Raw genomic sequence first — 14403 nt, forward strand, 5'->3', positions numbered from 1 at the left:
CGGACTCAGTCCTCTCCGAATTCCCCGCTGATGAAGTCGAACAGCTCTTCATCCGTGGCGGAATCGAGCTTGCTGCTGATGTCGCCGTCATCGGCTCCATGGCCGTCGTCGGGCTGGGCGCTCCAGGCGGAGGCCAGGGCGCGCAACCGGGCCGCGATCTGCTCGCGGGTGGCGGTGTCGGCCGGGGGCGCCGCGAGCGCGGCCTCCAGGTGGTCGAGCTGGGTGAGCACCGGCAGGGGCGCCCCGACCTGTGACCGCAGGACCTTGCTCTCCAGGTATTCGGCGAGCGCGTCCGCCGTGGGGTGGTCGAAGACCAGCGCGGCGGAGAGCTGGACGCCCGTCGCGGCGACCAGGCGATTGCGCAGCTCCACCGCGGTGAGTGAGTCGAAGCCCAGCTCCCGGAAGGTGCGCCGGGCATCGAGCGGGGTGTCGGCCCCGTAGTCCAGCACGGTGCCCACCTGTCGCTGGATCAACTCCAGCAGCAGCCGCCTGCGACTGCTCCCGGGCTGCTCTGCCAGCCGCTGCGCGAAGGACTGTCCCGCCGCCTGTGCGGGGCCGGCGGCGGCTCGGCGCAGCGGTGTGCGGACCAGTGCGCGGAACGGGGCGGGCAGGGCGGAGTCGGCTGCCTTCCTGCGCAGCACAGCCGTGTCCAGGCTCATCGGTACCAGGGTCGCCGCACCGGAGTTCCACGCCCGGTCGAACAGCGCGATGCCCTGCTGCGGGGTGAGGGCGAGGACGCCCGCCTGGGCCATCCGACGGCGGTCGACCTCGGACAGGCGCGCCGACATGCCCATGTCGGTCTCCCACAGGCCCCAGGCGAGCGAGGACGCCGGGAGCCCGGCAGCCTGTCTGGTCTGCGCCAGCGCGTCCAGGAAGGCGTTGGCCGCCGCGTAGTTGGCCTGCCCGGCGCCCCCGAGCACGCCGACGCCGGAGGAGAACAGCACGAAATGGGAAAGCTCAAGGCCGGCGGTCAGCTCGTGCAGGTGCTGCGCGGCCTCGGCCTTGGGCCGCAGCACGGTGTCGACGCGCTCGGGGCTCAGTGTGGTGAGCACGCCGTCGTCCACGACTCCGGCGATGTGCACGACCGCGGTCACCGGGTGCTCGGCCGGCACCTCGGCCAGGACGGCCTCGAGTGCCGCGCGGTCAGCGATGTCACAGGCCGTGAACGTCGCCTCGGCGCCGTACGCTGCCAGCTCACGGCCCAGTTCGGCCGCGCGGGGGTCGTCAGGGCCCTTCCGGCTGAGCAGCAGCAGCCTGCGCACGCCGTGCTCGGCCACCAGGTGCGGCACGATCTTGGTGCCGATGCCTCCGGTGGCGCCGGTGACCAGCACCGTGCCGTGCTCCTCGGGCCCGGCTGCAAAGGCCTGCGGTGGCTCGGTGACCCGGGCCAGCCGCGGCACGAGCAGCCGGCCGTCGCGGATCGCGAGGTGCGGCTCAGCCGCCGCCAGGGAGGTGCCGACGGCCGCCGTGAGCAGATCGGCGTCCTCCTCCCGGCCGCCCAGGTCGACGACGACGAACCGGTCCGGGTGCTCGGCCTGGGCGGAGAGCAGCAGCCCGCGGACCGCTGCCTGCGCCGGGTCGACCGCCGCGCCGTCGCCGGTGGACACGGACGCCCTCGTGACGAAGGCGAACCGGGTGCCGGTGAGCCGGGTGTCCGCGAGGAGTTCCCCGACCAGACGCAGGGTGTGGTGAACGGTCAGTCGCGCGGACTCCAGGGGTGCGCCGGGTGCCGTCTCCACGGGCAGGACGACAAGACCAGGCATGTCACCGCGGTCGGCCGTGCTGCCGAGGGACGCCAGGTCAGGGTGGGTTGCCACCTCGGCGCCCTGCGCCTCCAGGACCTTGGCCAGGTCGCCGGCGGGGACGCCCACCACTGCCCAGCCGGTGTCCGGTGGGAGGGCCTCGGCGCCGACCGGTGTCCAGGTCAGCTCGTACAGGGCGTCCGGTGCGGCGGCCGTGGCCGAGCGCACGGCCGCCGCACCGTCGGCACGGACCTGGACCCGGTCCACCGAGAGCACCGGTTCGCCTTCCGCGTCCGTCAGCAGCGCGGTGACGGTGTCGGGGGCGACGCGGGTCAGATGGACGCGCAGCACGGTGGCGCCGGTCGCGTACCGGGTCACCCCGGTGAAGTGGACCGGTTCTCCGGCCAGTCCGGCGATCAGCTCCATCACCTCCGCCAGCAGCCCGGGGTGCAGGGCGAAACGGTCGACGTCCGCCGCGTTCCGTTCGGCCAGCGCCGGTTCGGCGAACAACTCGTCCTCCCGGCGCCAGACGAGGTCGGCTCCGACGGGCTCGGCGTGGGCCGGCGGCCAGGCCGCGGTGCCGGGCTCCGGCGGCAGGGGGGTGGGGGTGCCGCCGAGTACGCCGTGGGCGATCCGCGTCCAGGGGCCCTCCACCGGGCCGTGCGGGCCGCCCACCGGGCCCAGGTGGAGCGTGAAGGCCCGGTTTCCGGACTCGTCGGGTGCTGCCACCACCAGTTGCAGCGGCGCCTGGGGAGCGTGGGGCACCGATCCGGCGACATCGAGTCCGGCGATCCGGTGGCAGCCGAAGTTCCCGCCCGCCCACAGCACCAGTTCGAGGATCTCGCCGCCCGACAGGGGCCGTCCGTCCGGGGCCCCGGGCAGGCTGCCGCTGAAGAGGGACTCGCCCGTCCCGGGCAGCGTCGCGGACGCCGTCAACAGCGGGTGTCCGGTACCCGCCAGGCCCGCGCCGGCCAGTGCCTCGGCACCACCCGACGGCGTGTCCAGCCAGTAGCGCCGGCGCTGGAAGGCGTAGGTGGGCAGGTCCACCCGGCGGGCCCCGGTGCCGCGGAAGAACGCGGCCCAGTCCACGCGTTCGGTGCGCACGTGGAGCCTGCCGAGTGCGGTGAGCAGGGTCCGCACCTGGTCACGGTCCCGGCGCTGGGCGGCGATACCGGTGGCCCGCTCCCCGGCCGACTCCTGCGCCATGGCGGTCAGGACGCCATCCGGGCCCAGTTCCAGGAAGGTGGTCACGCCCTCGTCGAGCACGGTGCGCACCCCGTCCGCGAACCGCACGGCCTGCCGCACCTGCCTCACCCAGTAGGCGGGTTCGCACAGCTCGGCGCCGGCCACCTCCCCGGTGAGGTTGGAGACGACGGGCAACGCCGGCTCGGCGAAGGCGACCTGGGCGAGTTCATGCTCGTACGCGGCGAGCATCGGTTCCATGAGGGACGAGTGGAAGGCATGGCTGACGGTAAGTCGCTTGGTGCGCAGCCCCGCCTCGGCGAGCCGGGCGCCGGCGGCCGTCACGGACTCCTCGGTGCCGGACAGGACCAGCGACGCGGGGCCGTTGACCGCAGCGACGGCGACTTCGGCGGACGCGTCGCCGAGCACGGCGGACACCTCGTCCCCGGCCGCAGCGACGGACAGCATCGCGCCGCCCTCCGGCAGTTCCTGCATCAGCCGGGCGCGGGCGGCGACCACCCGGGCCGCGTCCTCGGTCGACCACACGCCGGCCAAGTGGGCGGCGGCGAGCTCGCCGACCGAGTGGCCGAGCAGGGCGTCGGGCCGTACGCCCCAGTGCTCCAGCAGCCGGAACAGTGCCACCTCGACGGCGAACAAGCCGGTCTGGGTGTACAGGGTCTGGTCGAGCAGCGCGGCCTCGTCCGTCCCGGGCTCGGCCCACACGACCGTGCGCAGCGGGCGGGGCAGGTGCCGGTCGAGTTCCGCGCACACCTCGTCGAAGGCCGCGGCGAACTCGGGGAAGGCGTCGTACAGGGAACGTCCCATGCCGGCGCGCTGGGCGCCCTGACCGGTGAAGAGGAAGGCGAGGCCGCCCTCGGCCCGCTCCTCGGCGACCGCTCCCGTGGCCAGGTCGGCCAGGTTCCGGCGCAGTTCGTCCGGGTCCGCGGCGACGACGACCGCGGCCCGGTCCAGCACACCGCGGGTCGTGGCAAGCGAGTAGGCGAGGTCGGTGACCGGGTGATCTTCCCGGTCCAGCAGGGCGGTCAGGCGGGCGGCCTGGTCGCGCAGTGCGTCCGGGGTGCGGGCCGAGACGACGAACGGCACGGGACGGCCGGTGTCCGCCCCGACCGGCGCGCCCGGAGTATCCGACGCCCCGGCGCTCCCGTCGGGCGTCGGCTCCTGCGGTGCCTCTTCCAGGACGACATGCGCGTTGGTGCCGCTGATCCCGAACGCGGAGACCCCAGCACGGCGCGGCTCATCACCTCGCGGCCACGGTCGCGCCTCGACGAGGAGCTCCACCGCCCCGGAGCTCCAGTCCACGTGCGGGCTGGGCGCGTCCACGTGCAGGGTGCGCGGCATCAACTCGTGCCGCATGGCCTGCACCATCTTGATAACACCGGCCATGCCGGCCGCGGCCTGCGTGTGTCCGAGGTTCGACTTGACCGAGCCCAGTCGCAGCGGCCGGTCGGCCGGGCGGTCCTGGCCGTACGTGGCCAGCAGCGCCTGCGCCTCGATCGGGTCGCCGAGCGTGGTGCCGGTCCCGTGCGCCTCCACCACGTCCACCGCGGAGGCGGGCAGCGCGGCGTTGACCAGAGCCTGCCGGATGACCCGCTCCTGGGAAGGGCCGTTGGGCGCGGTGATGCCGTTGGAGGCCCCGTCCTGGTTCACCGCGGAGCCACGGATCAGCGCCAGCACGGGGTGTCCGAGCCGGCGGGCGTCGGACAGCCGCTCCACCAGCAGGACGCCGACACCCTCGCCGAGGGAGAACCCGTCCGCGGCGGCGGCGAACGGCTTGCAGCGGCCGTCGGCGGCCAGTCCGCGCTGTCGGCTGAAGGCCATGAAGGAGGTGGGGTCCGGCATGACGGTGGCGGCGCCCGCGATGGCGAGGTCGCACTCGCCGTTGCGCAGCGCCTGGGTGGCCAGGTGCAGGGCCACCAGCGAGGACGAGCAGGCCGTGTCCACGGTGAGCGCAGGGCCCTGGAGCCCGAGCGAGTACGAGATCCGGCCGGAGGCCACGTTGGACGACGCGCTGACGAGGAAGCCCTCCATGCCGTCCAAGGATCCGCGCAGGCGAGTGCCGTAGGCCTGGTCGGTCAGACCGACGTATACCCCGGTCCGGCTGCCTCGCAGGGACTTCGGGACCATACCGGCGTGTTCCAGTGCTTCCCAGGACGATTCGAGCAGCAGCCGCTGCTGCGGGTCCATGGCCTGTGCCTCTCGCGGCGAGATACCGAAGAAGCCGGGGTCGAAGTCACCGGCGTCGTGCAGGAATCCGCCGTGGTCGACGTAGCTGGTGCCGGGCCGGTCGGGATCGGCGTCCAGCAGTCGGTCAACCGGCCAGCCCCGGTTGATGGGGAATGGGCTGATCAGGTCCTTCTCGTCGCGGACAGCACGCCACAGCTCCTCCGCGGAGGCGATGTCGCCGGGGTAGCGGCAGGCCATGGCGACGATGGCGACCGGCTCGTCCTGGTCGACGCGTACGACGGTGGCGGGTGCGGCGGTCGGCCGGGCCGTCTCCGGCTCCAGGCCACGGCCCAGGAAGTCGGCCAGTTCGGCGATGGTGGGATGGTCGAAGACCAGGGTGGCCGGGAGGCGCATTGCGGCCACGGTGCTCAGTCGGTCACGCAGTTCCACCGCCGTCAGTGAGTCGAAGCCGAGGTCCTTCAGCGCCCGGCCGGCGTCGACGGCCGCCGGGTCGTTGTGGCCCAGCACCGCGGCGACGTGCTCGCGTACGAGGTCGCGCAGCGCCGTGGCGTGCTTGGCCTTGCTCAGCCCGGCCAGCCGACCGGCCAGCGGGGAAGGGGCGTCGGCCTTGGCAGGCCCCGTGTCGGCCTCCGCCGCCCGTGCCTCGGGCAGTTCGTCGAACAGACGGCTGGGGCGGCGCAGGGTGAACTGGGGGATGAACCTGCCCCAGTCCACGTCCACCAGCAGCAGCGACTCCTCCCCCTCGGCGAGGATCGTGGCGAGACCACTGATCGCGAGGTCGGGGTCCACCAGGGGCAGACCCATGCGGTTCAGTGTGTCCGCCACGGCCGGGTCGTCGATCATGCCGCCTCCGCCCCAGGGCGCCCAGGCCACCGACACGGTGTGCACGCCGACCGCACGCCGGGCCTCGGCGCGGGCGTCCAGGACGGCGTTGGCCGCCGCGTAGATGCCGTGGTCACCGGCGCCCCAGGACGCGCTGATGGAGGAGAAGTAGACGACCGCGTCGAGCTGTTGGTCGTCCAGCGCCCGCTCCAGGTTCTCGATGCCGGCGACCTTGCCGGCCATGGCCAGCTCCATGTCGTCCAGTCCCGCGTCGACGAGCGGTCCGAGGCCACCCGCGCCCGCGGTGTGGATGACCGCCCCGATCCGGTCGCCGTCGCGCTGTATCCGGTCGACCAGCGCGAACGCTTCCGAGGCCACGCTCAGGTCGCAGGAGTCCACCGTCACCTGGGCCCCGAGGCCGCTCAGTTCGGCCACCAGGCCGTCGACTCCCGGTGCCTGCGAGCCGCGGCGGCTGGCGAGCACGATATGCTCCGCGCCGTCCCGGGCGAGCCAGCGGGCGACGCGCCCGCCGAGCGCTCCGGTGCCGCCGGTCACCAGCACGGTGCCGCGCGGGCGCCAGCCGGAGCCGGGTGAGGCAGTGGGGTTGGCGCGCATCAGCCGACGGCCGTACGCGCCAGAGGTGCGCAGCGCCACCTGATCCTCGCCGTCCAGGCCGGCGAGGACCGACACCAGTCGCCCCGCGGCGCTGTCGTCGAAGGTGTCCGGCAGGTCGACGAGACCGCCCCAGCTGCCGGGAGCCTCCACGGCCGCGATCCGGCCCAGGGCCCAGAGCGCCGACTGGAGCGGGCTGCCGGGCCCGGCGGTGTCGTCGTCGGTGGCGACGGCGCCGCGGGTCAGGCACCACAGCGGCGCATCGACGTCGGCCGCGTCCAGGGCTTGGAGCAGGGTGACGGTGAGGGCCGTGCCCACCGGGACGACCGGGCTGGCCGGGTGCGGTGAGACGTCCGTGCCGGTCAGTGTGACCACGCCGGCCGGGTGCGTTCCGTCCAGCGCCTCGCGCAACGCTGCCGCGAGTGAAGCCGGCTCGTCGTCGCTGCCGACAGCAAGGGTCACGGTGTGCCCGGCGGCGTCCCGCACCGCCTGGAGGGCGGCGGCGGCAGACGGGTCCCCGACAGCGCCCTCGGTGGTCACCAGGAGCCAGGTGCCGGGCAGTTCGGCGGGGGCCGCGTCCGGCAGCCGCTTCCAACACACGCGGTAGCGCCAGCTGTCTGTGACCGCTTGTTCCGTACGGCTGCGCCGCCAGGCCGACAGAGCGGGCAGCACCTCGTGCAGCGGCTGGTCGTCGGTGACGCCCAGGGTGCCGGTCAGCGCGGGCAGGTCCGCCTCGTCCACCGCCCGCCAGAAGGTCTCGTACACCGGATCGGCGGAGGCCGGGCGCGGATCGGGCCAATAGCGGTCGCGCTGGAAGGCGTAGGTGGGCAACGGCAACGGCCCCGCCGGGGCCTGGTCGAATGCAGCCGACCAGTCGACGGGCGTGCCATGCACCCACAGTTCGGCGAGCGAGGCACGCATCCGGGCGAGCCCGCCTTCACCCCGGCGCAGGGTGCCGGTGACCGTCAGGTCCACGTCGGCGCGTTCAGCGGTCTCCAGCAGGCCGGAGGTGAGCACCGGGTGAGGGCTGACCTCTACGAACACCGTGTGCCCCTGGTCGACGAGCGCGCCGACGGACGGGGCGAACAGCACCGGATCGCGCAGGTTGCGGTACCAGTAGGCAGCGTCCATCGCGGTGGTGTCCTGCCACTGCGTGGAGACGGTGGAGAAGAAGGGGACCTCGGACGCCCGCGGCCGAATCGGTTCCAGCAGTCGGAGGACCTCGTCCTCGATACGGGCCACCTGTGCCGAATGCGAGGCGTAGTCGACCTCGATGCGGCGCACCCGGACGTCCCGGGTGCGGGCGTGCTCCATCAGTTCCTCCAGGGCAGCCGGTTCACCGGAGACCACGACGGAGGAGGGGCCGTTGACCGCGGCCACGGAGATGCGGTCCTCCCAACGCCGCAGCCAGCCCTCGGCCTCGGCGGGCGGGAGTGCGACGGAGACCATGCCGCCCGCACCGGCCAGCACGCCGAGCGCCCTGGCGCGCAGCGCGACGACGCGGGCGGCATCGTCAAGGGACAGCGCTCCCGCGACGCAGGCCGCGGCGATCTCGCCCTGCGAGTGCCCGATCACCGCGGCAGGCCGTACCCCGTACGAACGCCACACCTCAACCAGCGACACCATGACCGCGAAGAGCACGGGCTGGACGACATCGACCCGCTCCAGGGCCGCGGCGTCGCGGACCGCCTCCGTGAGCGAGACGTCCATGTGCGGCGCGAACGCACGCTCGCACTCGGCCCAGCGGGCGGCGAAGGCCGGGCAGATGTCGAGGAGTTCGGACGCCATGCCGGGCCACTGACCGCCCTGGCCGGGAAAGACGAAGACGGGTCCACGGCCGGCCGGACGAGGTGCACCGGCGACCACCGACGGGGTCGGTTCCCCGGCGGCGAGAGCGTCCAGTCCTTCGACGAGATCGACGGTACCGCTGCCCAGCACGACGGCCCGGTGCTCGAAGGCGGTACGGGAGGTGAGCAGCGCGTGTCCGATCGCTTCGGCCGACGGGTCACCGTGCGTCAGATGCCCGGCGAGACGGGCCGCCTGGTCGCGCAGAGCCCGGGCGGAACGTCCGGACAGCAGCCAGGGGACGGCGTTGCCGACAAACCCTCCCGCAGCCCTGGGCGCGGGGTCCTCCTGGACACCGGGCACGCCGCCCGGGGCCAGGTCGGGGCCCTGTTCCAGGATGACGTGCGCGTTGGTGCCGCTGACGCCGAACGACGACACCGCGGCGCGGCGCGGCCGCCCGGTCTCGGGCCAGTCCCGTGCCGTGGTGAGCAGTTCCACCGCGCCCACGGACCAGTCCACCTCGTGGGTCGGCTCGTCGGCGTGCAGGGTCGGCGGCAGGACTCCGTGCCGCATCGCCTCCACCATCTTGATCACGCCGCCGACACCGGCTGCGGCGGCGCTGTGGCCGATGTTCGACTTCAGTGAGCCCAGCCACAGCGGCCGATCGGCGGGGCGACCCTGGCCGTAGGTGGCCAGCACGGCCTGTGCCTCGATCGGGTCGCCGAGCGCCGTGCCGGTGCCGTGCGCCTCCAGGGCGTCGACGTCCGGGGCGGTCAGCCCTGCGTCCGCCAGGGCCTGGCGGATGACCCGCTGCTGCGCGCCGCCGTTGGGTGCGGCGAGCCCGTTCGAGGCGCCGTCCGAGTTGACCGCGCTGCCGCGGAGCACGGCCAGCACACGATGACCGTTGCGGCGGGCGTCGGAGAGCCGCTCGACGAGCAGCACACCCACACCCTCGGCCCAGTTGGTCCCGTCGGCGCCGGCGGCGAACGCCTTGCAGCGGCCGTCCGCCGCCAGCCCGTCCTGCTTGGCGAAGTCCACGAAAGCGTCCGGGGTGGAGATGACGGCGACGCCGGTGGCAAAGGCGAGATCGCACTCGCCCTTGCGCAGCGCGCCCACGGCCGTGTGAAGCGCCACCAGCGAGGAGGAGCAGGCTGTGTCGATGGTGAGCGCCGGGCCCTGCAGACCGAAAACATAGGCGATCCGGCCGGAGACCACGCTGGTGGCCGTTCCGGTCATCAGATAGCCCTCTGCCTCACGCGAACCGGCGAGTGCGGCACCGTAATCGGAGCCGGCCACGCCCGCGAACACCCCGGTGCGGCTGCCGCGCAGCGACGCCGGATCGATGCCGGCGGTCTCCACAGCCTCCCAGGAGGCTTCGAGTAGGAGCCGCTGCTGCGGATCCATAGCCAGTGCCTCGCGCGGCGAGATCCCGAAGAAGGCGGCGTCGAAGGCGGCGGCGTCGGGGAGGAAGCCGGCCCTGAGGGCCATGTGGGGGACGGCACGTCGCAGCGCCGCCAGGTCCCAGCCCCGGTCCGTGGGGAAGTCACCGATGCCTTCGCGTCCGGAGTGGACCAGTTCCCACAGGCCCTCGGGGTCGCTGACCCCGCCGGGGTAACGACACGCCATGCCGATGATGACCACCGGGTCGTCGTGCGATCGGGTGCTGACCGGCTCCGCCTCGTCGGGCCGCCCCCCGGTCAGTTCGGCCAGCAGGTGGGCCACGACCGCCTCGGGCGTGGGGTGGTCGAAGACGAGGGTGGCCGAGAGGTTCAGCCCGGTTTCGGAGGCGATCCGGTCGCGGAAACGCACGGCGGTGAGCGACTCGAACCCGGCGTCGCGGAAGGGGCGCAGCGGGTCCATCGAGTCGCGGAAGGCATGCCCGAGCGCCGTTGCGGCCTCGGTGAGCACCAGGTCCCGCAGCCGGTGTTCCAGGTCGGTGACGTCCATGCCGACGGCGGGCGCCGCCGACGGCGCCGGCCTGAGCGCCCGTACCTCGGGCAGACCGGAGACGACAGGCCGGGGACGCCGGCTGGTGAGGACCGGGTGGAACCGCAGCCAGTCGACGTCGGCGACGGCGAAGACGGCCGCGTCGTCGTCCAGCGCGTGCCACAGCGCGGCCAGTGCCGGCTCGGGGCGCATGGGTACGAGTCCGGGCACGTCCGGCCCGTCGCCGGCGCCGGCCCAGGGGCCCCAGCCTACGCAGGCGCCGCGCAGGCCGGCGGCGGCCCGGCGTTCGGCGGCGGACTCCAGGGCCGCGTGCACGACGGTGTGAACGACGTCCTCGGCGCCGCCCCAGATCCCGGCAACCGAGGACAACAGCACGAAGGCGTCCAGATCCTGGTTGCCGAACAGCTCGGTCAGCCGGTCGACGGTGTGGAGCCGCTCCGCCACTGCGGCAGCCAGGGCCAAAGGGTCGGCGTCGTCCCGTGGGGCGGACGGCTGGATGTTGTCCAGATGTACGACGGCGGTCACCGGCGAGGGCGTCTCGGGTACGTCGGCCGCGGGGTCCCACTCCACGACGGTGCACGACCGGTCGCCCGCGGCCCCGTTCTGCAGGGCGGTGCCGGGTCGCCGCGCCAGCACCACGGGGCGCTCGCCGTCACCGCTCAGCCTCCGCAGCAGGTCATCGGTTGCCGACTCGACGTCGCCGGTGACGAGGACGGTCCCGTCGGCCCGCCACGGGCGAGGAGCGCGCGGCACGGGCTGCACGGCGTGCAGCCGCCGGGCGAACAGCCCACCGGTGCGTACGGCGAGTTCGTCGGCGTCGGCCGGGTTGGTGAGGGCCGCGGCCAGCAGCCCCAGGGACCGTGAGTCCAACCGCTGAGGCAGGTCCACCATCCCCCCGCGGGTTTCCAGAGCCCTGCTCAATCCCCACAGCGGTGCCTGTGCGGCGCCGGGGACGGCCTCACCTCCGACCGAGACCGCCGCACGGGTCGCGCACCACAGGGGGGCGCGCACTTCGGCGACGCGGAGGGCCTCGCGGAGTGCGAGCTGGGCCGCCACGGCCGCCGCGCCGGTCTGCTCCGGCAGGGCCAGAACCCCGGTCACCGGGCGGTCGGCCAGCAGGGCGCCGCGCAGCCGTGCCACCGACCCGGAGGGGTCATCGGGGTCGTGGGCCACGAGCACGGTGTGCGGGCCGAGCGCCTGGGCGACGCGGCGGCCCTCGTCGTCCGGGGAAGCGACGACGAGCCAGGTGCCCTCCGGCCTCGCCTCGGTGTCGAAACCGGTGACCGGCGACCAGCCGACGCGGTACAGCAGCCGGTCTGCCTGCTCGGCGGGCGCGGAGACGGCGGAGGCGACGGAGGGGGTGGCGGGCAGCCAGTAGCGCTCTCGCTGGAAGGCGTAGGTGGGCAGGGCTGCGCGCCGGCCGCCGCGTGCGGTCAGCATCGCGGCCCAGTCCACCTCGACGCCCCGCACATGGAGTTCGGCGAGCGCGGCGAGGAGCGCGGCCGGCTCGTCCTGGTCGCGCCTCAGTGCGGGCACCAAGGCCACATCAGCGGCGGCCGTGAGGCAGTCGCGGGCCAGGGCGGTCAGCACACCGTCCGGGCCGAGTTCGAGGCAGGCGGTGACGCCGTGCGCGGCGAGTCGGCCGACACCGTCGGCGAACCGTACGGTGCCACGGACCTGGCGCACCCAGTAGGCGGCGGAGCCCAGCTCGGCCGCGTCGGCCTGCTGGCCCGTCAGATTGGAGATGATCGGCAGCTCTGGCTGCTGGAAGGTCACGTCGGCGATCTCGCGTGCGAATTCCGCGAGCATCGGCTCCATCAGGGCGGAGTGGAAGGCATGACTCACTCGCAAGTGTTTCGTGCGCAGCCCCGCGCCGGCCAGCCGCTCCCCGACGTCCGCCACGGCACCCGTCGGCCCCGACAGCACGGTGACGGCCGGGCCGTTGACCGCGGCCACATCCACGTCGGCGAGGTCGCCCAGCAGTTCGGCGATACGCTTCTCGCTGGCGGCCACCGACAGCATCGCCCCACCTTCCGGCAGAGCCTGCATCAGCCGCGCCCGCGCCGCGACCACACGGCAGGCGTCCGGCAGCGACCAGACGCCCGCCACGTGCGCGGCGGTCAGCTCGCCGACGGAATGCCCCAGCAGCACTCCCGGTCGGACACCCCACTCCTCCAGCAGCCGGAACAGCGCCACTTCGAAAGCGAACAAGCCGGTCTGGGCGTACAGGGTCTGGTCGACCAGTGCGGCGTCGGCCGAGTTCGGCTCGGCGAAGAGCACCGACTTCAGCGGCCGGGGCAGCAGTCCGTCCAGCTCCGCGCACACCGCGTCGAACGCGGCGGCGAACTCGGGGAACGCGGCGTACGCCGCCCGGCCCATGCCCGCCCGCTGCGCCCCCTGCCCGGTGAACAGGAACGCAATCGTCGCGCTCGGCACGGTCCGTCCGTGCACAGTCCGCGGGGTGCTTTCGCCCGCGGCCAATGCCCCTAGTCCAGCCCGCAGTTCTGCCTGGTCGGTGCCGAACACTATGGCACGGTGGTCGAGTCGGGCCCGGGTGGCCGTGAGCGACAGGGCGGTGTCGATCGGGCGCGGGGCACCGGGTGTGTCCACGAAGCGGTGCAGTCTGCGGGCCTGCGCGCGCAGGGCGTCGGCGCTCGCGGCGGACAGCAGCCACGGAATCGGGGCGCAGGCCGACGGGTCCGGAACCGGCCCGGCCGCATCGGCTGGCTCCCCGACAGTGCCGGTGGGCAGTTCCAGCACGACATGCGCGTTGGTGCCGCTGATCCCGAACGACGACACCGCCGCGCGCCGCGGCCGTCCCGTGTCCGGCCATTCCCGCTCCTCCGTCAGCAGCCGCACATCACCGGCCGACCAGTCGGCCTCAGGGGTCGGTTCGTCCACGTGCAGGGTGCGCGGCAGCAGCCCGTGCCGCATCGCCTGCACCATCTTGATGACGCCGGCCATACCGGCCGCGGCCTGGGTGTGCCCGATGTTCGACTTGACCGAGCCGAGCCACAAGGGCTCGTCGCCGGGCCGGTCCTGGCCGTATGTGGCCAGCAGCGCCTGCGCCTCGATCGGGTCGCCGAGCGCGGTGCCGGTGCCGTGGGCCTCCACGGCGTCGATCTGGCCGGCGACGAGCTGGGCGTCGGCGAGCGCCTTGCGGATGACGCGGCACTGGGCGGGGCCGTTGGGGGCCGAGAGGCCGTTGGAGGCTCCGTCCTGGTTGACTGCGGAGCCGCGTACGGTGGCCAGGACGGGCAGGCCCTGCTCGCGTGCGGTGGACAGCGGCTGCAGCAGGAGTACGCCGACACCTTCGCCCCAGCCGGTGCCGTCCGCAGCAGCCGCGAAGGCCTTGCAGCGGCCGTCTCCGGCCATGCCACCCTGCTCGGCCATCTCCGCGAACAGGGTGGGCTCCGCCATCACCGCGGCGCCGCCGACGAGGGCGAACGGGCACTCACCGGCCCGCAGGGAGCGCACCGCGAGGTGCAGTGCGACCAGCGACGACGAGCAGGCGGTGTCGATGGTGATCGCGGGCCCTTGCAGACCGAGTGAGTAGGCGATCCGGCCTGAGGCAACGCTGCTGGTCGTGCCGGTCAGGACGAGTCCCCTGACCTCACCGAGCAGTTCGTCGTCGCGGGGGCCGTACTTCTGGTCGGCCATGCCGATGAACACGCCGCCGTCGGCGCCCCGCACCGAGGTGGGGTCGACACCGGCCCGCTCCAGCGTGTCCCAGGCCGTCTCGAGGAGCAGCCGCTGCTGCGGGTCCATCGCCAGCGCCTCGCGCGGCGAGATCCCGAACAGACCCGCGTCGAAGTCGCCCGCGTCATAAAGGAATCCGCCGACCCGCCGGAAGTTCCCGCTCAGCCGACTGGTGTGCCAGCCACGGTCGGTAGGGAACTCCGAGATGGCGTCACCGCCCAGGCGCACGAACTCCCAGAGGTCTTCCGGGGAGCTGATGCCTCCGGGGAAGCGGCACCCCATCGCCACGACAGCGATCGGTTCGGCGCTGCCCGACTCCAGCTCGTGGACCCGCTGACGGGTCCGTTTGAGGTCCGCGGTGACCCGCTTCAGGTAGTCGACAAGCTTGTCGTCACTGACCACTGCGATC

The 14403-nt window shown here is 73.7% G+C and carries 1 protein-coding gene; it reads right to left on the minus strand.

Features of this window, described 5'->3' with window-relative positions; all coding sequences use genetic code 11:
• Nucleotides 1–5: 5 nt before the first annotated feature.
• Entirely contained in the window at nucleotides 6–14396 is a 14391-nt protein-coding gene (locus ACH4U7_RS49730) for a type I polyketide synthase (RefSeq protein WP_398534374.1), read from the minus strand.
• Nucleotides 14397–14403: the final 7 nt, after the last annotated feature.

This window comes from Streptomyces sp. NPDC020845, from assembly GCF_044334165.1.
GTDB lineage: Bacteria > Actinomycetota > Actinomycetes > Streptomycetales > Streptomycetaceae > Streptomyces.